An 18,059-nucleotide genomic window follows, 5' to 3' on the forward strand; every position below is an offset into this window, starting at 1 on the left:
ATTGCCGCCGTCGGGCCGCTCCATGCCGGTCGTTCGGCGTGCGGCAATGCATTAACATGCAGCCTCACAATAAAACCTGAGAGATCTGCATCCATGTCCCATCGCCTTTCCTGGCGTGGTGCCGCTGCCGTCGACGCCGTCGCCGTCGCCGTCGCCGTTGCCATCGCCGCCGCCCCGCTCACCGCACTCGCCGCGCCGCCCGCCCAGCCCGACATCTTCAACGCCGCGCTTTGCAAGCCGCCGTTCACGTCGGACCTGATGGACTCGATCTACAACACCGCCAAGGCAGCCGATCCGAAACCGGACGAGTCGATGCTGGGCGCCGCGGTCTATCGCCTGCCGGAGCCGATCCACCACGATGGCTTCACGACGCAGCAGGTCGTGTTCGTCAGTACCGGGATCGGCGTGCTCGTGGACGGCGAGGTCGCCGACCAGCTCGCGAAGCGCTACCAGCTCACCCTCGAGAAGGGCAACCTGCTGGGCGCGTCGACCGTCGGCTATTCGCGCCGGCTGACGGTCCGCGGCCCGGGCGGTGCGCTGATCCTCGTGTCGGCCCGTCAGGGCTCGGCACTGAAGGGCAAGACGCTGCTGGCGTGCGAAATGACGTCCGAGGAGGACATCAAGGCGCTGGAGCGGATTGAGATGCGGCGCTAAGGACGTGGAGCGCAGGCGCGACGCAACGCCACTGCGGGAAAATCTCGCATGCGAATACCTTGCGTCGTTACTTCTGCTCCGGCAGGACCGTACCGCACGGATTCTCGCAACCTTCCGATGAACACGCTGGAATGAACTCTATTTCTATCTGATTGCGTTTACTCGACGGAACAACGGAGTTGCTTCGCCAGATTTTAGAGTTCATGTGAATCCGATCTTTTGCTACGCCGAGATCGAGCAGATACGCTCGGACAGCATTCGCCCGAGTACGGGCGATCGAAATTGCGTCGCGCTCATGCTCGTCGGCATATCCGTAGATCACGACGGGACCATTGTTGGCCGCACTGTTCCGAACGGTCACCAACAAGCTGGCGAGCGCAATCCGGTCAGCATTTGAAATGGCCACGACGCCGAGGTCGAGCCTACTTGCGTATTGCAAGGAAAAGCTGCAAGCAAACACGACGCTTGAAGCACAAAGCCCCACAAGGCTAATCGATGCCCAAGATATACCACGCAATATTGTCCGCATTCCTGATCGCCATTGTCGGGACCTCTTTGGCGAGCCGCCTGCTGAGAAATTGTCCATAGGTGTTCTTGTAGTCAATCGCTCCGAATGTATCCCGAAAATGCACACACTCGTGAACAATGGTCAGTTGCATCGAGGAAAACGTACCCGCACTCGTATCCGGAAGCTCACAGAACTTCGGGGAAATCGATATCGTGTGCGTGGCGGTATCGGGGCCGCAAACGTGCGCAACTTCGCCGTCTAGATTTTTGGTATTTGGCGTACAGCCGAGAGCCCGATCAAGGTCGGGATCGGAGCGAACGAAATTCCTTGCCGTCAATCCGTTCATGACTGTGATCAACGCCACCAATCCGTTCGTCAGCGCACCGCGAGTGGGCTCGTCGGCGACCCCGAACCACTCTCTGACTCTCGCCCGCGCAGGCTCTCTCCAGACATGGAGTTCGTCGACTCTCTGCGTGATTATTTTTACGGCATCGTCGCGCAACGTCAGGACTTTCTTCCGAAATTCCGCGTCCGTCATGTTTTTGCAGATTGGCGGCCCGTCGACTGCCAATAAAAGCTCGATCTTCGAACCATGCGTCGTATTCGTCATGGCTGAGTCATGCACGGTCACGTATTCGTAGTCATCGTGCGGCATGGCCATGCTCCACTATTTCAATTCTCAGTTTCTCCGCGTAGCGCGTTGCTACGCGCTGTGTGAGCCCGGCACTATCAGTCATACCGCTGAAGACACGTCCGGAACTGGTATGTATTCGATACGGCACACCGACCAAAGGCTGCCCCGTTTTCTCGTTTTTCAATACATACTGCTCGTCGCATTCCGCACCACCGACGGGCAGGTGAGAATGTTCGTCTCCCAGCCCTTTCCGCTCGGTGGACCCGTCCCCGACCCGCATCTTCATGCCCCGTTCGGCATAGAACACAGGCGGCGGACTGCACCCACATGCATTGATATCCCCGCTCAGCGCCCATCCTTGGCCATTCGGTGCCCTGCCGGGCAAGCGGGGGCCTTTCGGCGCGACAAACCCCACCTGCTTGCAAGCCGTGCAGTAGGTCTTCATATAGAGCGTGGCGATCTGCACCCGCGGCGGTGGATTGGAACACGTGACGCATTCCAGTCCTTCGGTGATCGTCGCGCTGCCGCCCCGGTCGCCCTTGGCGAGGAAATAGCGGATCATGCGGCGTCGTCTCGGCTCATCGCGCCCGAGCAACGCTCATCCGCGAAAGTACCGGGCGCCGCCCATTCGACAGACGTCAGTCTGCCAGCGGCATACCGGCCGACGCCAACCAACGAAGGCCCGCGTAACCATTTCTCTCCACCATTCATCCGGATTCCCTCTCGTCGCTATCCGCGCAAATCTCCTCGCACCAAAATGCACGGTCGACACAAAGAAATCCATCATACGAATTCGAAATTCCGATCAATCGATATCGGTCGACGACGTTTCGTCGATCGATCAATCGGAATGTCGGAGCTACGGTGATTCCAGCTCATATGCACTCGACTACCCGAATGCAACTTCTCTCGATTCGTCACGAACACATTCGCGCGAAGCGTCGCGCATCCATCGGTCCCTGCCGCACGAGGAAATGACCGTCGCCCCGCTTGCCGACGCGCCATCGCCCCCTGTCGCTACAATAGGCGCCATGAACGCCCCCACCTCCTCCGACACGCCCGATTCCGGCGACGCGCACATCGCGCGCAACCGGCTCGAGGCGCACCTGGACGCCGCGCCGCGTGCGTGGCCGCTCGACGTCGTCGCCGCCACCGGCTCGACCAACGCCGACGTCGCGACCCGGCTCAAGGCGCTGCCGCGCAAGGCGAACGCGCTGCCCGCGCCGCTCGTGCGCGTCGCGTTCGAGCAGACGGCCGGCCGCGGCCGGCAGGGCCGCCCGTGGTTCGCGCAGCCCGGCAATGCGCTGCTGTGCTCGGTCGGCTGCATCGTGCCGCGCCCCGTCGAAGCACTCGGCGGCCTCAGCATCGCGATCGGCGTTGCGCTCGCCGAAGGGCTGGCCACGCTGCCGCTCGACGCCCATACGCGCGTCGCGCTCAAATGGCCGAACGACCTGCTGCTGACCGCCACCGACGACGGCACGCCACGCATCGTCGGCAAGCTCGCCGGGATCCTGATCGAAACCGCGTGGACCACCGCCGACGCCACCGCCGTCGTGATCGGCTTCGGCATCAACGTGCGCGGCGCGGAGGCCGTCGCCGCGCAGGTCGACGCGCTGCGTGCGCGCGAAGCGACGCTCGCGAGCGGGCTGCCGCCCGCCGCGCTGTCGATCGCGTGCGCATCGGCCAACCTGACCGATACGCTCGCCGCGTCGCTGAATGCGCTCACACCGGCGCTCGCGCAGTTCGGCGCCGAAGGGCTCGCGCCGTTCCTGCCGCGCTGGCACGCGCTGCACGCGTACGCGGGGCGCGAAGTCGTCCTGCTCGAACAGGGTGTCGAACGCGTGCGCGGCATCGCGACGGGCATCGACGCGACCGGCCAGCTGCTGCTCGATACGCCGGACGGCGTGCAGGCGATCGCCGCCGGCGACGTGTCGCTACGCGAAGCGCAATGAACGAGCCGCACCTGCTGATCGACGCCGGCAACAGCCGGATCAAGTGGGCGCTCGCCGATGCGCAGCGCACGCTCGTCGAGACGGGCGCGTTCGGCCACACACGCGACGGCGGCGCCGATCCGGACTGGTCGACGCTGCCGCGTCCGCGCGGCGCATGGATCTCGAACGTCGCGGGCGCCGAGGTAGCCGCCCGGCTCGACACGCTGCTCGACGCACGCTGGCCCGGCCTGCCGCGCACGACGATACGCTCGCGTCAGACGCAATGCGGCGTGACGAACGGCTATACGACGCCCGACCAGCTCGGCAGCGACCGCTGGGCCGGCCTGATCGGCGCGCACGCGGCGTTTCCGGGCGAGCACCTGCTGATCGCGACGTTCGGCACCGCGACGACGCTCGAGGCGCTGCGCGCGGACGGCCGCTTCACGGGCGGGCTGATCGCACCGGGCTGGGCACTGATGATGCGCGCGCTCGGCACGCACACCGCGCAGTTGCCGACGCTGACCACCGACATCGCGAGCGGCCTGCTCGCGGGTGCGCAGGCCGAACCGTTCCAGGTCGACACGCCGCGCTCGCTGTCGGCCGGTTGCCTGTACGCGCAGGCCGGGCTGATCGAACGCGCGTGGCGCGATCTCGCGGATGCATGGCAGGCGCCCGTGCGGCTCGTGCTGGCCGGCGGCGCGGCGGACGACGTCGCGCGAGCGCTGACGCTCCCGCATACGCGGCACGATGCGCTGATCCTGTCCGGGCTCGCGCTGATCGCCGCGGAAGCGGCGGCGCAGGCGTGACGGAAAGGCGCCGGCATCGCGCCGGCGCACGGCAACATGCGCCCGTTCGGGCCTGCGTCACGATGACGGTGGAGACGGGCCGCGCCATGACGGCAGCCCGCACGCGCGGTCAACGGGACGCATGAAATAGCCGGCGATGCGGCCGGCCCGATTGAATGACGTGAACCACTTCAATGACGACGAGGAGTGTCGACGATGCTGCGCTGGCTGATCGCTGTTCTCTTTCTCGCCAACATGCTTGCGTTCGTGGTGGCGCGCGGCGTGTTCGGGCCGCTGCCGGCGGCCGGCCCGCGCGAACCCGGCGTGCTGGCGCGGCAGGTGCAGCCCGAGGCGCTGCGCGTGACGCCGCTCGCGCAGGCGACCGACCAGCCCGTCATCGGCGGCCCGATCGCGCCGCCGGGCGTCACCGCCGAGCCGCTCGCAGCATCCGCGCCCTGACGGCGCCGGGCCGCGCTCAGGACTGCTGCGCGCGCACCTTCTTCAGCAACGCGGTGGTCGAGCGATCGTGCTCGAACGGAATCGCCAGCGCCCGGCCACCCCAGGCACGCACCAGCGCCGATTCCGGCAACGCATCCATGTCGTAGTCGCCGCCCTTCACGAGGATGTCCGGCCGCACGGCCTCGATCAGCGACACGGGCGTCTTTTCCTCGAACGTCACGACCCAGTCGACGCTTTCCAGCGCCGCGAGCAGCGCCGCGCGGTCTTCCTCGCGATTGATCGGCCGGTCGTCGCCCTTGCCGAGCATGCGTACCGACGCGTCGCTGTTCACGCCGACGATCAGGCATGCGCCGAGCGCTTTCGCGTCGGCGAGATACGTGACGTGGCCGCGATGCAGGATGTCGAACACGCCGTTGGTGAACACGACGGGCGACGGCAGCGTGGCGCGCAGGGCGACGAGGGCATCACGGGTGATCAGCTTGCGTTCGAAGATGGCGGACATGATGGAAGTCGGGCGGAATGGGCAACTGCGCACGCGGCGGCGGCGCCAGATAAAAAGCCCGCCGGACTGACCGGGCGGGCTTCATGCAACGGGTACGACATCACGCGACGCGGCCGGCGCGATTCACGCCGGCTGCGGCGCCAACCGGCCTCAGGCCGGCTGCGCGGCCGACGACGGGCCGCTTTCGGCCTGCAGGCGGCCGGTGACTTCCTTGCGGTAGCGGTTCAGCTCCTGTGCGGTCGCGAACGTGCGCTCGAACAGGATCGACAGGTTGTGCAGGATCCGCTCGACGACCTTCTTTTCCCACTCGCCGTCGAAGCGGATCTGCTCGTCGAGCCAGCGCTCGAGCCATTCCGGATCCGGCAGGCGCGACTGCACGGTGTCGCGCGGGAACAGCGCCTGGTTCACGTGCAGGTTGGTCGGGTGCAGCGGCTTCTCGGTGCGGCGCGCCGACGCCATCAGCACGCCGATCTTCGCGAACGCGGCACGTGCGACGTCGCCGCAGTTGTTCAGCGCCTTCTTCATGTAGCGCAGGTACGCGCCGCCGTGGCGTGCTTCATCGCGCGAGATCGTTTCGTAGATCTGCTTGATGACCGGCTCGGTGTGCCAGTCGGCCGCGCAACGGTACCAGTGGTTCAGGCGGATCTCGCCGCAGAAGTGCAGCATCAGCGTCTCGAGCGGCGGCGCCGGGTCGAACTGGAAGCGCACCGCGTGCAGCTCCTCTTCGGTCGGCACCATTTCCGGCTTGAAGCGGCGCAGGTATTCCATCAGCACGAGCGAATGCTTCTGCTCTTCGAAGAACCACACGCTCATGAACGCGGAAAAGTCGCTGTCGTGCTGGTTGTCGCGCAGGAACATTTCCGTCGCGGGCAGCGCCGACCATTCGGTGATCGCGTTCATCTTGATCGTCTTCGCCTGCTCGTCGGTGAGCAGCGAAGCGTCGAACTTGTCCCACGGAATGTCCTTCTCCATGTCCCAGCGGACGGCTTCGAGCGATCGGTAAAGTTCCGGATAAAGCATCGTGTTCATGATGGTCCCACCCCTGTTCTGCGCAATGCGACTTCTCTAAACGTGACTGTTGCCGCGCAAGCACGCCCGAGCGCGCCTTTTGCAGCCAAGACTCAAATTTTACGCGGGAAACCGGCCCGCCGGACGGTGATTCCTCGTCCGGCAACCGGGCGGCCGCGCGCCGCCGTTGCGGCATGCCGCAGCCGCTCCGCGAACGGAACCGGCTGCACGCTTGCCTGAGTGGGGGCCGGCGCTGGCCGGCTCGTTGGCGCGCCCGTCCCCTGCCCCAGGCGGGTTCCCCGAAAGGTCCCGTGCGGATGCCGGATCGGCGGGCTGCTCGATATGGTGTATACGGCGGCGGCCATGATATCACGCGTGCATGACGGTTCCGAGACGCCCGCCCGGTCGTGCGCCGCCAATCACGGTGCGGCGATCGGTCGCGGCCGACCGTCGCGAAAACGCAACCTTACATTGTCCTGCAAGCATCAGACCCGTATTTCGCCGGTCGCGAGTCCGTCTTCCGGCGGCATGCCGGCGGCCGGTGCGCTGCCGCCGTCCGCCTGCGCAATCCAGCCGGCCAGCGTGTCGCGCTGCGCGCGCCCGTCGCGGTAGCCGAGCTCGATCAGTTCACGCGTAAATGCCTCCTCGAACAGCAGGTAGCTCGCGAACGACGCGCCGGCCGGCTGGCTGCCGCCGATCGCGCCGAGCAGCCCGCGCATCGTCGCCGGCATCTGCTTCAGGTGCTTCGCGGCGATCAGCTCGATGCGCTCGGACGGCGCGATCGCGAGCACGTCGACGTGCCGCCAGCCGCTGTCCACCTCGACCTGGTGCGGCAGGTGCTCGATCATCCGGTTGATGTGCTCGATGCGCTCGATATCCGAGCCGATCGAGTCGAGGAACACGCTCGCGAGCACCTGCTGGCCGATCTGCGCGAGCGTCGGGTAGCCGCGCACCAGCCCGTGGCCGTTCGCGGCCGGAATCTCGGGCCGCGGGTCGGCCGCGCCGACCACGACGATCCGGTCCGCGCCGAAGTGAATGGCCGGCGACAGCGGCGCAATCTGCCGGATCGACCCGTCGCCGAAGTATTCGATCTGTCCGTCGAGCACGAGCGGCACGGCCGGGAACACGAACGGAATCGCCGACGACGCGAGCAGGTGCGACGCCGACAGGTCGACGAGCCGCGCGGTGCGCTGCGCGCGCCGCCACGCCTGGATCGGCTGCGCCGCCTGGTAGAACGTGAGGTGGCGCCCGCTCGAATAGCTGAGCGCCGTCACCGCGAGCGCGTGCAGCAGGCGCGCCTCGAGCATCTGCTCGATCCGGTGGAAGCTCAGCTCGCGCTGCAACAGATGCGCGAGCGGCGCATTGTCGAGCAACCCGCGCGGCGAGCGGCGGGCCGCCCAGCCGAAGGTCATCGTCGCCAGCCAGCGTGCGCCGGCGGCCGCGATGCCGAGCCAGTCGGTGCGATAGACGTAGTCGGCGCGCAGCGGCTCCCAGAATTCGAGCAGGCGCCGCACGCCATGGGAAAAGTCGTCCGCGTGGCTCGCGATCGACGTCGCGTTGATCGCGCCGGCCGACGAGCCGCACACGACCGCGAACGGCAGCGTGTGCCGCAACGGATCGGCCTCGCGCGCGATCTCGGCCAGCGCTTTCAGCACGCCGACCTGATAGGCGGCGCGTGCGCCGCCTCCCATCAGAACGAGCGCGAGCCGCATGATCGACCTGCTACCTGCGCCGCGTCACGTCGAACGCTTCGGCGGACGGGTTTCGGGCGACGAAGCGGCAGCCGCACGCGCCGCGGCCGAGCCGGCCGAACCGGCGGACTTCGCGCGCTTCGCGGCAGGCTTGCGCGGCGCGGCGGCGGCCGGCGCCGGCTTTGCGGCCGGCTCCGGCGAAGCGGCCGCGTCCGGCGGCGCATCGCCCGGCGCGGCGGGCTGCATGCCCGGCTGCGCCATCGCGAGGCTCGCGAGCTGGTTGAACTGCGACTGCAGCAGGTTCCACCAGCCCGACGGGTCGAAGGCCTGCTGCGCGGCGTCGCCCGCCGCCGCATCCGACGCGTCGGCTTCCGGTGCCGGCGATGCATCGCCCGACGCGTGTTTCGCCGCATGCGCGGCCGCGACGGCCGCTTCCTCGGCCGCCGACATCGAGCTCTGCGCGAACGCGCCGAACGCACGCAGCGTCGCGAGCGTCGCGCGCTGCACCTCGAGCGCCTGGATCGCCGACTGCAGCATCCCGAGATTGAGCTTCAGCCACTGCTCGACCGCGCGCAGATCGGTGATCCGCTTGTCGAGTTCCTCGACGCTCGTAAGCGGCGCCATCATGTCGGACATGCTCGACAGCGACGGCGGCAGCCCTTGCGTGGCGCCCGGGAACGACGTCATCCCGCCGAACGGCGACATCCGCATCATGTCCCACATCCGGTCCATCATGTCGGCGGGCTTGAAGCCGGCAAAGCCGGCGAAAGGGTTGGAGCCGGAGGCATCGGTCGTCATACGGGCATCCTGGTTGACTGGGTGAGAGCGAGGCGGCCGCCATGCGTCGCGCGAGCCGCGCCTGGGTCGATCATAGCGCCGGCGCGTGTCAGAACGGCGCGTCGCCGGGGAATTCGGGCGGGCGGCGCTCGCGCAGCGAGCGGATGCCTTCCTGCACGTCGGGCCCGGAAAAGCCCATGAATTCGAGCGCCAGCGACGTATCGAAGGTCGGGCCGGCCGTGCGCAGCCAGTTGTTCAATGCGTACTTGGTCCAGCGGATCGCCGACTGCGAACCGTGCGCGAGCCGCTCGGCCACTTCGTAGGCCTTCGGCAGCAGATCGGCCGGCTCGACCGCGAGCGACACCAGCCCGATCCGCTCGGCCTCCTCGCCGCTCACCGGCTCGCACAGCATCAGGTAGTACTTCGCCTTCGCCATCCCGCACAGCAGCGGCCACACGATCGCCGCGTGATCGCCGGCCGCGACGCCGAGCCGCGTGTGACCGTCGATGATGCGCGCATCCTTCGCGGCGATCGAGATGTCGGCGAGCAGCCCGGCGACGAGCCCCGCGCCGACGGCCGGGCCATGCATCGCCGAGACGATCGGCTTGCTGCAGTTGATCACGTTGTAGACGAGGTCGCGCGCCTCGCGCCATACGCGGGCACGCACGTCGAAGTCGTTCGCCATGTCCTCGACGAGCGCGAGGTCGCCGCCCGCCGAGAAGCCCTTGCCTTCGCCGCGGATCACCGCGACGCGCGTGTCGGGATCGCGGTCGACGTCGCGCCAGATGTCGGCGAGCTCGCGATGCATGCGTGCGTTCGCGGTCGCGAGGCCGCTGCGGTTCGCGCCCTCGCCGCTCATCACGATGTCGAGCACGCCGTGGTCACGGCGCGTCACCTTCAGTGCTTCGTAACCGCCGTACGCGGCGAGATCGGCCATGCGCTCCTCCTTGCTCGAGGTTCTCGAACCCCTGAATCGAGTGTAGCCAAGCCCGCGCGGGCAAACATCAGGCGAAACCCGGCGCGCGGGCCGGGCCCGGGTTTCGCGAAAGCGGCGCGCTGCGTGCTCCGCGTGACTTACGCCGCGCCGTCGGGCGGCGCGACCGACTGCTCGATCGCGCCGAAGATCGACTTGCCGGCCGTGTCGAACATCTCGATGCGCACGGTGTCGCCGTAGCGCATGAATTCCGTCTGCGGCGCGCCGTGCTCGATCGTCTCGAGGCAGCGCTTCTCGGCGATGCAGCAGTAGCCGCGCTTCGCGTCCTTGTTCGACACCGTGCCCGAGCCGACGATCGAGCCGGCGCGCAGGTTACGCGTCTTCGCCGCGTGCGCAATCAGCTGGCCGAAGTGGAACACCATGTCGGTGCCGGCATCGGGCTGGCCGACCTTCTTGCCGTTCCAGTGGACGATCATCGGCCGGTGCACGCGGCCTTCACGCCATTCGTCGCCGAGCTCGTCGGGCGTCACGGCGACCGGTGCGAACGCGGTGGCCGGCTTGCTCTGGAAGAAGCCGAAGCCCTTCGCGAGCTCGGCCGGAATCAGGTTGCGCAGCGACACGTCGTTCACCAGCGTCACGAGCCGCACGGCCTTCAGCGCTTCGTCGGGCGTCGCGCTCATCCGCACGTCGCCGGTGATCACCGCGACTTCCGCCTCGAAATCGATGCCCCATTCCTCGGACGGGCACACGACGTCGTCGCGGGCTCCGAGAAAATCGTCGCTGCCGCCCTGGTACATCAGCGGGTCGGTCCAGAATTCGGGCGGCATCTCGGCACCACGCGCGCGGCGCACGAGCTCGACGTGGTTCACGTACGCGGAGCCGTCGGCCCACTGGAACGCGCGCGGCAGCGGCGCCATGCAGTTGGCCGGATCGAACGCGAACGCGTTGCGCGCGCGGCCGTGGTTCAGCGCGTCGTACAGGTCGCGCAGTTGCGGCGCGTAGAACGCCCAGTCGTCGAGGACGCGCTGCAGCGTCGGCGCGATCGCATCGGCGATCGCCGCGGTGTGCAGGTCGCGCGACACGACGATCAGCTGGCCGTCGCGCGTGCCGTCCTTCAGCGAAGCAAGTTTCATAAGGGGGACTCTGCCGTTGTAGTGACGATGGAGGGAATCTATTTTACGATGGTGAATCCCTGCGGCGCGCTGCGATTGTGCGCGCTGTTTTCTCCCCAATTCCTGCCGCCTTTTCGCGCACCTGCCGCCCATGCCCGCCAGCCCGCTTCGCGACGACGATCTCGCCGACTCCGACACCGATGACGCCGCTTCCGGCGAGCACGGCGAGAAGGTCCGTTCCGGCATCCAGTCGATCGAGGTCGGCTTCCGCCTGCTCGACGTGCTGACGAGCGAGCCGCGCGCGATGATGCTGCGCGACCTCGCGCAGCGCGCGGGCATGAGTCCTGCGAAGGCGCACCGCTACCTGGTCAGCTTCTCGCGGCTCGGCGTGGTGTCGCAGGACCCCGTCTCGGGCCGCTACGAGCTCGGCGGCTTCGCGCTGCAGATGGGGCTCGCGCGGCTCGCGCGCGTCGACGGCGTGAAGCTCGCGCGGATCGCACTGACCGAATTCCGCGACCGCCTCGACCAGACGGTCGGCATCGCGGTATGGGGCAACCAGGGGCCGACGATCGTGCACTGGATGGAATCGAGCCACCCGGCGAAGGCGTCGCTGAAGCTCGGCGACGTGATGCCGCTGCTCGGCTCCGCGACGGGGCTGCTGTTCGCCGCGTACCTGCCGCGCAGCAAGACCGCCGCGATGCTCGAGCGCGAACTCGCCGATACGCGCCGCTCGCCGCATCACGGCGGCCCGCGCACGCTCGACGAGGTCGACGCCGTGCTCGCCGACGTACGCCGGCACGAGGCCGCGCGCGTCGAGGGGATGCTGCTGCCGACGATCCACGCGTTCTGCATGCCCGTGTTCGATGCGGTCGGCGAACTCGCGCTCGCGATCGTCGCGCTCGGCCAGGAAGGCTCGTTCGACATCGCATGGGGCGGCGAGATCGACACCGCGCTGCGCGCCTGCGCGCAGAAACTGTCTTACGAACTCGGCTATAGTCCCGACGCACGCGACGCCTGACGCATCCGGCACCCGCCCCCCGGCGCCTGCCCGTCAAGCGGCGCGAACGCGCGGCGCAGTCGACAGTCCGATTCCTGTGGCGCGCGCTGCGCACCCGACGTCACGCGACGCCCCGATCCTGTTCCGATGCCCATGCAGCCTGCCGACACCCGCCCGAGTCACGCCTTGCCCCGCCACTGGCTGCGCGTGGGCATTGCGCTCGTCCTCGTGCTGGTGCTGCACGCGCTTGCCGCGTTCTGGCTGATGCGCAACCGCGACGCGTTCACGCCGCCCGCGCCCGCCGAAGTGCCCGTGCAGATCGAGCTGCTGAAACCGCAGCCGATCGAGCGCCAGCCCGCGCCGCCTGCGCCGAAGCCGGTCGAGCGGCCGGCCGCGCCCGCCCCGGCTGCCCCGAAGGCCGCCGCACCGAAACCCGCGCCTGAGCCCGTCCTCACATCGACGCAGACGGACGAACACGGCGAGCCGCCGGCCGCCGCGTCCGCAGCGAGTGGCGTGCCTGCCGCATCGGGCGTGCATGCCGCGTCGGCTGCCGGTGCCGCCAGCGCCTCGACACCGGGCCCCGCGACGAACGGCGTGAAATTCGCCGCGCCGCCGTCCGGCGACCTGCAGTACGACACGTTCTACAACGGCATGCAGAACATGATCGGCACGATCCACTGGCGCACCGACGGGCGCACCTACGACCTGTCGGTGTCGATGCCCGTGCCGTTCGTCGGCCCGTTCAACTACCGCAGCGAGGGCCGCATCGACGCGTTCGGCGTCGCGCCCGACCGCTACGTCGAGAAGCGCGGCAAGCGGCCGGAAGACATCGCGATCTTCAACCGCGAGATCCGGCAGGTCGTGTTCACGCGCACGCCGAACAACGCACCGCTGCCCGATGGCGTGCAGGATCGCTTCAGCATGCTGATGCAGCTGTCGGGGCTCGTGCGCGGCAATCCGTCTGCGTACAAGCCCGGTGTCACGCAGCAGTTCTTCGTGATCGACAACAACAGCGGCGAAACCTGGCCGATCACCGTGATCGGCGACGAGCAGGTGCAGACGCAGGCCGGCATCATCGGCGCGCGGCACTTCATGCGCCTGCCGCGGCGCGACGGCGACACGCGCCGCATCGACATGTGGCTCGCGCCGTCGCTCGGCTGGCTGCCCGCGCGGCTCGTGCAGACCGAACCGAACGGCGCACAGATCGAGCTGTTGTGGCATGGCCGGCTCGCGGCGCCGGGCGCGCCGTCCGATGAAACACCGGCAGGCGGCGCAACGCATGCGCCCGCCGGTGCACCGGCGCCGGACGCATCGACCGCTCCCGCTGCGGAACCGGCACAACCCGCACCGCCGGCCACCGTGCAACCGCCGGCACAACCGGCTGCACCGCCCGCGCCCTCGCCTGTCACATCGCCTGTCACACAGTGAACTCGCGCGCCAATGCGCGCGATTCGGCAATTTCGACCGATTACAGATTTCCGTGAAACGGCCGATGACACTCTTTAACAACTATTTCAGTCCACCGGCAGACAATGGGAAACGTTTCATAGACATCGGCTTCTAACCGATACACCCCACGCAAACGGGAACGGGGTGTGCAGCGCAAGCCCCTTGAAACCGGCAAGGCTCGCCCCACCTAGGGGACAACAAGGCCAGATGCCACTGCGAAGAGGAGTGCCGCCATGCAAATGATCTACAACAGCCCCAACTACTGCGTCGTCGAATTTGCGCCGCAGGCCGGCCACCACCTGATGAATGCCGGCGGATATGAAATCGTCGACAAGAACGCGCAGCGCGAAATCTTCATCGACGGCGAACTTGCCGAACGATTCCGCGCGCACGTGAAGCAGTTGATCGAGGATGAACCGTCGCTCGATGAAGTCGACGAATTCCTCGGACAATTCGACAGCCTGATGATGATGCCCGTCGTGCTGCACTGACGACCCGCGGCCCGGCGCCTCGTGCGGCCGGGCCATTCGCCGCGCATCGACGCGGCGCCGCGAGCACTCCGATCCTGCCCCCGCCCGGTTCGCCGGCGGGGGTTTTCATTTGGCGGCCCGGCCGGCGCGGCGCAAGGCGGGCGGTGCCCATGCGCACCGGCTACAATGACGGTTTTCCCGTCTTCGCCGGTCTCTCGCCCATGTCTGCGACTCCTCTCGCCGCTTCCGTCCCGCTCGACGCGCCCTACACGCGCGGCGCCGCGCTGCCCGCGCTGCTCAAATCGCGCATCCTGATCCTCGACGGCGCGATGGGCACGATGATCCAGCGCTACAAGCTCGACGAAGCCGCGTATCGCGGCGAGCGCTTCAAGGATTTCCCGCGCGACATCAAGGGCAACAACGAGCTGCTGTCGATCACGCAGCCGCAGATCATCCGCGAGATCCACGACCAGTACTTCGCGGCCGGCGCCGACATCGTCGAGACCAACACGTTCGGTGCGACGACCGTCGCGCAGGCCGACTACGAGATGGAAGATCTCGTCGTCGAGATGAACATCGAATCGGCGAAGCTCGCGCGCGAAGCGGCCGAGAAATACGCGACGCCGGAAAAACCGCGCTTCGTCGCGGGCGCGATCGGGCCGACGCCGAAGACCGCCAGCATCTCGCCGGACGTCAACGACCCGGGCGCACGCAACGTCACGTTCGACGAACTGCGCGCGTCGTACTACCAGCAGGCGAAGGCGCTGCTCGACGGCGGCGTCGACCTGTTCCTCGTCGAGACGATCTTCGACACGCTGAACGCAAAGGCCGCACTGTTCGCGCTCGACGAGCTGTTCGAGGACACCGGCGAGCGCCTGCCGATCATGATCTCGGGCACCGTCACCGATGCGTCGGGCCGGATCCTGTCGGGCCAGACGGTCGAGGCGTTCTGGAATTCGCTGCGCCATGCGAAGCCGCTCACGTTCGGCCTGAACTGCGCGCTCGGCGCGGCGCTGATGCGCCCGTACATCGCCGAGCTCGCGAAGCTGTGCGACACCTACGTGTCGTGCTATCCGAACGCGGGCCTGCCGAACCCGATGGCCGAGACGGGCTTCGACGAGACGCCGGACGTCACGTCGGGCCTCCTGAAGGAATTCGCGCAAGCCGGGCTCGTGAACCTCGCGGGCGGCTGCTGCGGCACGACGCCCGAACACATCGCCGAGATCGCGAAGGCGCTCGCCGACGTGAAGCCGCGCCGCTGGCCGAACCAGTACAGCGACAACGCCTGACCCGACCGCCCCACGTCCTTCATCACCAGAATTCGCACCGCCATGACCGATCACATGATGCGCCTCGCCGGCCTCGAGCCGTTCAACGTCACGTCCGGAACGCTCTTCATCAACGTCGGTGAACGCACCAACGTCACCGGCTCGAAGGCGTTCGCACGCATGATCCTCAACGGCCAGTTCGACGAGGCGCTCGCGGTCGCGCGCCAGCAGGTCGAGAACGGCGCGCAGGTGATCGACATCAACATGGACGAGGCGATGCTCGATTCGAAGGCGGCGATGGTGCGCTTCCTGAACCTGATCGCGTCGGAGCCGGACATCGCGCGCGTGCCGATCATGATCGACTCGTCGAAGTGGGAAGTGATCGAGGCGGGCCTGAAGTGCGTGCAGGGCAAGGCGATCGTCAACTCGATCTCGCTGAAGGAAGGCGAGGACGCGTTCCGCCACCACGCGCACCTGATCCGCCGCTACGGCGCGGCAGCCGTCGTGATGGCGTTCGACGAAACCGGCCAGGCCGACACCTACGAGCGCAAGATCGAGATCTGCACGCGCTCGTACAACTTCCTCGTGAACGAAGTCGGCTTCCCGCCGGAAGACATCATCTTCGACCCGAACATCTTCGCGGTCGCGACGGGCATCGAGGAGCACAACAACTACGCGGTCGACTTCATCGAGGCGACCCGCTGGATCAAGCAGAACCTGCCGTACGCGAAGGTGAGCGGCGGCGTGTCGAACGTGTCGTTCTCGTTCCGCGGCAACGACCCGGTGCGCGAGGCGATCCACACCGTGTTCCTGTACCACGCGATCCAGGCGGGGATGGACATGGGCATCGTCAACGCGGGCCAGCTCGGCGTGTACGCCGACCTCGACCCGGAGCTGCGCGAGCGCGTCGAGGACGTGATCCTGAACCGCCGCGACGATTCGACCGACCGGCTGCTCGAGATCGCCGACAAGTTCAAGGCGGGCGGCGCGAAGAAGGAAGAGAACCTCGAGTGGCGCAACCAGCCGGTCGAGAAGCGGCTCTCGCATGCGCTGGTGCACGGCATCACGAACTTCATCGTCGAGGATACCGAGGAAGTGCGCGCGAAGATCGCTGCGGCCGGCGGCCGCCCGATCAACGTGATCGAAGGGCCGCTGATGGACGGGATGAACATCGTCGGCGACCTGTTCGGCCAGGGAAAGATGTTCCTGCCGCAGGTCGTGAAATCGGCGCGCGTGATGAAGCAGGCGGTTGCGCACCTGATCCCGTTCATCGAGGAAGAAAAGCGCCTGCTCGCGGAAGCGGGCGGCGACGTGCGTGCGAAGGGCAAGATCGTCATCGCGACCGTGAAGGGCGACGTGCACGACATCGGCAAGAACATCGTGTCGGTCGTGCTCCAGTGCAACAACTTCGAAGTCGTCAACATGGGCGTGATGGTCCCGTGCAACGAGATCCTCGCGAAGGCGAAGGTCGAGGGCGCGGACATCATCGGGCTGTCGGGCCTCATCACGCCGAGCCTCGAGGAAATGGCGTACGTCGCGTCCGAAATGCAGCGCGACGACTACTTCCGCGTGAAGAAGATCCCGCTCCTGATCGGCGGCGCGACGACCTCGCGCGTACACACGGCCGTGAAGATCGCGCCGCACTACGAAGGCCCGGTGGTCTACGTGCCGGACGCGTCGCGCTCGGTATCGGTCGCCTCCAGCCTGCTGTCCGACGAAGGCGCGACGAAGTACCTCGACGAGCTGAAGTCCGACTACGAACGCATCCGCGACCAGCACGCGAACCGCAAGGCGCAGCCGATGGTCACGCTCGCCGAAGCGCGCGCGAACAAGACCAAGGTCGACTGGGCGGGCTACCAGCCGGTGAAGCCGAAGTTCATCGGCCGCCGCGTGTTCAAGAACTACGACCTGAACGAGCTCGCGCAGTACATCGACTGGGGCCCGTTCTTCCAGACCTGGGATCTCGCGGGCCCGTACCCGGCGATCCTGAACGACGAGATCGTCGGCGAATCGGCGCGGCGCGTGTTCTCCGACGCGAAATCGATGCTCGCGCGCCTGATCCAGGGCCGCTGGCTGACCGCGAGCGGCGTGATCTCGCTGCTGCCCGCGAACACCGTCAACGACGACGACATCGAGATCTACAGCGACGAGTCGCGCTCGGAGGTGCTGCTGACCTGGCGCAACCTGCGCCAGCAGAGCGTGCGCCCGGTGGTCGACGGCGTGATGCGGCCGAACCGCTCGCTCGCCGACTTCATCGCGCCGAAGGAATCGGGCGTCGCCGACTACATCGGGATGTTCGCGGTGACGGCCGGCCTCGGCGTCGACGCGAAGGAAAAGCAGTTCGAAGCCGACCACGACGACTACAGCGCGATCATGCTGAAGGCGCTCGCCGACCGCTTCGCGGAAGCCTTCGCGGAAGCGATGCACGCGCGCGTGCGGCGCGAGCTGTGGGGCTACGCGAGCGGCGAGACGCTCGACAACGACGCGCTGATCGCCGAGAAGTACGCGGGCATCCGCCCGGCGCCCGGCTACCCGGCCTGCCCCGACCACCTGGTGAAGCGCGACATGTTCGACGTGCTGCGCGCGGACGAGATCGGCATGAGCGTGACCGACTCGCTGGCGATGCTGCCGGCCGCGAGCGTGTCGGGCTTCTATCTCGCGCATCCGGACAGCACGTATTTCTCGGTCGGCAAAATCGGGCAGGATCAGCTCGAGGACTATGCGCAACGCATGGCGCTGTCGCTCGACGACGCACGCCGCGCGCTCGCGCCGCAGTTGTAATCGCACCGACTGCGGCGCCCCGCCGCGTCCATCGCCACGCGCCCCGATCCAGGGGCGCGTCGCACAACGCCGTGATTCATCAGGATACCTAATCTCAAT

At 67.5% G+C, this 18,059-nt stretch carries 18 protein-coding genes; 9 read left to right on the forward strand and 9 right to left on the reverse strand.

What is annotated here, in order from left to right; translation table 11 throughout:
• The first annotated feature begins 93 nt into the window (after positions 1-93).
• Entirely contained in the window at positions 94-654 is a 561-nt protein-coding gene (locus FFS49_RS14825) for a hypothetical protein (RefSeq protein ID WP_105816746.1), read from the forward strand.
• 67 nt (positions 655-721) lie between these two features.
• Here FFS49_RS14825 and FFS49_RS14830 read toward each other — a convergent pair whose 3' ends face one another.
• The 3 genes from FFS49_RS14830 to FFS49_RS14840 are packed head-to-tail and all read right to left on the reverse strand — an operon-like array spanning position 722 to position 2,358.
• Positions 722-1,093, reverse strand: coding sequence for an OmpA family protein (locus FFS49_RS14830; RefSeq protein ID WP_171026764.1), 372 nt, complete (start codon positions 1,091-1,093; stop codon positions 722-724).
• A gap of 49 nt (positions 1,094-1,142) precedes the next feature.
• Complete coding sequence (locus FFS49_RS14835) at positions 1,143-1,817, reverse strand: M35 family metallo-endopeptidase (RefSeq protein WP_171026765.1); 675 nt, start codon at positions 1,815-1,817, stop codon at positions 1,143-1,145.
• Positions 1,804-2,358 (reverse strand): hypothetical protein, encoded by a 555-nt coding sequence (locus FFS49_RS14840; protein WP_105816743.1) that lies wholly within the window; start codon positions 2,356-2,358, stop codon positions 1,804-1,806. Before FFS49_RS14840 ends, FFS49_RS14835 begins: the two co-directional genes overlap by 14 nt.
• Before the next feature lie 469 nt (positions 2,359-2,827).
• Between FFS49_RS14840 and FFS49_RS14845 the strand changes: the two genes are divergently transcribed.
• The 3 genes from FFS49_RS14845 to FFS49_RS14855 all read left to right on the forward strand — a co-directional run bounded on the left by FFS49_RS14845 (position 2,828) and on the right by FFS49_RS14855 (position 4,971).
• On the forward strand, positions 2,828-3,748 hold the full coding sequence (locus FFS49_RS14845; protein ID WP_105816742.1) for a biotin--[acetyl-CoA-carboxylase] ligase: 921 nt from the start codon (positions 2,828-2,830) through the stop codon (positions 3,746-3,748).
• Entirely contained in the window at positions 3,745-4,533 is a 789-nt protein-coding gene (locus tag FFS49_RS14850) for a type III pantothenate kinase (protein ID WP_105816741.1), read from the forward strand. Before FFS49_RS14845 ends, FFS49_RS14850 begins: the two co-directional genes overlap by 4 nt.
• A gap of 195 nt (positions 4,534-4,728) precedes the next feature.
• Complete coding sequence (locus FFS49_RS14855) at positions 4,729-4,971, forward strand: hypothetical protein (protein WP_105816740.1); 243 nt, start codon at positions 4,729-4,731, stop codon at positions 4,969-4,971.
• A 16-nt stretch (positions 4,972-4,987) separates the two neighbouring features.
• Here FFS49_RS14855 and rfaE2 read toward each other — a convergent pair whose 3' ends face one another.
• The 6 genes from rfaE2 to FFS49_RS14890 all read right to left on the reverse strand — a co-directional run bounded on the left by rfaE2 (position 4,988) and on the right by FFS49_RS14890 (position 11,016).
• Positions 4,988-5,473 (reverse strand): D-glycero-beta-D-manno-heptose 1-phosphate adenylyltransferase, encoded by a 486-nt coding sequence (rfaE2, locus tag FFS49_RS14860; RefSeq protein ID WP_105816739.1) that lies wholly within the window; start codon positions 5,471-5,473, stop codon positions 4,988-4,990.
• Between the two features lie 150 nt (positions 5,474-5,623).
• Positions 5,624-6,502 carry a diiron oxygenase gene (locus FFS49_RS14865; RefSeq protein ID WP_011353352.1) on the reverse strand — a complete coding sequence of 293 codons (879 nt, stop codon included), beginning with the start codon at positions 6,500-6,502 and terminating at the stop codon, positions 5,624-5,626.
• Between the two features lie 464 nt (positions 6,503-6,966).
• Entirely contained in the window at positions 6,967-8,193 is a 1,227-nt protein-coding gene (locus FFS49_RS14875; protein ID WP_039346338.1) for a patatin-like phospholipase family protein, read from the reverse strand.
• Between the two features lie 24 nt (positions 8,194-8,217).
• A complete protein-coding gene (locus tag FFS49_RS14880) occupies positions 8,218-8,970 on the reverse strand; it encodes a PhaM family polyhydroxyalkanoate granule multifunctional regulatory protein (protein ID WP_039346342.1) in 753 nt (250 codons plus the stop codon).
• Between the two features lie 88 nt (positions 8,971-9,058).
• The gene (locus FFS49_RS14885) at positions 9,059-9,886 is read right to left on the reverse strand and encodes an enoyl-CoA hydratase/isomerase family protein (protein WP_039346345.1); all 828 of its coding nucleotides are present in this window, start codon (positions 9,884-9,886) and stop codon (positions 9,059-9,061) included.
• Positions 9,887-10,023: 137 nt separating this feature from the next.
• Positions 10,024-11,016 (reverse strand): fumarylacetoacetate hydrolase family protein, encoded by a 993-nt coding sequence (locus FFS49_RS14890; protein ID WP_039346348.1) that lies wholly within the window; start codon positions 11,014-11,016, stop codon positions 10,024-10,026.
• A 130-nt stretch (positions 11,017-11,146) separates the two neighbouring features.
• Between FFS49_RS14890 and FFS49_RS14895 the strand changes: the two genes are divergently transcribed.
• The 5 genes from FFS49_RS14895 (at position 11,147) to metH (ending at position 17,960) form a co-directional block, all read left to right on the forward strand.
• A complete protein-coding gene (locus tag FFS49_RS14895; protein WP_105816738.1) occupies positions 11,147-12,013 on the forward strand; it encodes an IclR family transcriptional regulator in 867 nt (288 codons plus the stop codon).
• A 126-nt stretch (positions 12,014-12,139) separates the two neighbouring features.
• Positions 12,140-13,420, forward strand: coding sequence for a DUF3108 domain-containing protein (locus tag FFS49_RS14900; protein ID WP_105816737.1), 1,281 nt, complete (start codon positions 12,140-12,142; stop codon positions 13,418-13,420).
• A gap of 254 nt (positions 13,421-13,674) precedes the next feature.
• A complete protein-coding gene (locus tag FFS49_RS14910) occupies positions 13,675-13,932 on the forward strand; it encodes a DUF3567 domain-containing protein (protein WP_006477667.1) in 258 nt (85 codons plus the stop codon).
• A gap of 200 nt (positions 13,933-14,132) precedes the next feature.
• Positions 14,133-15,200: a homocysteine S-methyltransferase family protein gene (locus FFS49_RS14915; RefSeq protein WP_039346538.1), complete on the forward strand. Its 1,068-nt coding sequence runs from the start codon at positions 14,133-14,135 to the stop codon at positions 15,198-15,200.
• 42 nt (positions 15,201-15,242) lie between these two features.
• Positions 15,243-17,960 carry a methionine synthase gene (gene metH / locus FFS49_RS14920; RefSeq protein ID WP_039346353.1) on the forward strand — a complete coding sequence of 906 codons (2,718 nt, stop codon included), beginning with the start codon at positions 15,243-15,245 and terminating at the stop codon, positions 17,958-17,960.
• Positions 17,961-18,059 lie beyond the last annotated feature (99 nt).

It is taken from the genome of Burkholderia sp. 4NA327C6 (assembly GCF_005502655.1).
Taxonomy (GTDB): domain Bacteria; phylum Pseudomonadota; class Gammaproteobacteria; order Burkholderiales; family Burkholderiaceae; genus Burkholderia; species Burkholderia contaminans.

Coding starts and splice junctions, on each gene's coding strand:
- FFS49_RS14825 (WP_105816746.1), top strand. CDS start 94: ATGTCCCATCGCCTTTCCTGGCGTGGTGCCGCTGCCGTCGACGCCGTC.
- FFS49_RS14835 (WP_171026765.1), bottom strand. CDS start 1,817: ATGCCGCACGATGACTACGAATACGTGACCGTGCATGACTCAGCCATG.
- FFS49_RS14840 (WP_105816743.1), bottom strand. CDS start 2,358: ATGATCCGCTATTTCCTCGCCAAGGGCGACCGGGGCGGCAGCGCGACG.
- FFS49_RS14845 (WP_105816742.1), top strand. CDS start 2,828: ATGAACGCCCCCACCTCCTCCGACACGCCCGATTCCGGCGACGCGCAC.
- FFS49_RS14850 (WP_105816741.1), top strand. CDS start 3,745: ATGAACGAGCCGCACCTGCTGATCGACGCCGGCAACAGCCGGATCAAG.
- FFS49_RS14855 (WP_105816740.1), top strand. CDS start 4,729: ATGCTGCGCTGGCTGATCGCTGTTCTCTTTCTCGCCAACATGCTTGCG.
- rfaE2 (WP_105816739.1), bottom strand. CDS start 5,473: ATGTCCGCCATCTTCGAACGCAAGCTGATCACCCGTGATGCCCTCGTC.
- FFS49_RS14865 (WP_011353352.1), bottom strand. CDS start 6,502: ATGAACACGATGCTTTATCCGGAACTTTACCGATCGCTCGAAGCCGTC.
- FFS49_RS14875 (WP_039346338.1), bottom strand. CDS start 8,193: ATGCGGCTCGCGCTCGTTCTGATGGGAGGCGGCGCACGCGCCGCCTAT.
- FFS49_RS14880 (WP_039346342.1), bottom strand. CDS start 8,970: ATGACGACCGATGCCTCCGGCTCCAACCCTTTCGCCGGCTTTGCCGGC.
- FFS49_RS14885 (WP_039346345.1), bottom strand. CDS start 9,886: ATGGCCGATCTCGCCGCGTACGGCGGTTACGAAGCACTGAAGGTGACG.
- FFS49_RS14890 (WP_039346348.1), bottom strand. CDS start 11,016: ATGAAACTTGCTTCGCTGAAGGACGGCACGCGCGACGGCCAGCTGATC.
- FFS49_RS14895 (WP_105816738.1), top strand. CDS start 11,147: ATGCCCGCCAGCCCGCTTCGCGACGACGATCTCGCCGACTCCGACACC.
- FFS49_RS14900 (WP_105816737.1), top strand. CDS start 12,140: ATGCCCATGCAGCCTGCCGACACCCGCCCGAGTCACGCCTTGCCCCGC.
- FFS49_RS14910 (WP_006477667.1), top strand. CDS start 13,675: ATGCAAATGATCTACAACAGCCCCAACTACTGCGTCGTCGAATTTGCG.
- FFS49_RS14915 (WP_039346538.1), top strand. CDS start 14,133: ATGTCTGCGACTCCTCTCGCCGCTTCCGTCCCGCTCGACGCGCCCTAC.
- metH (WP_039346353.1), top strand. CDS start 15,243: ATGACCGATCACATGATGCGCCTCGCCGGCCTCGAGCCGTTCAACGTC.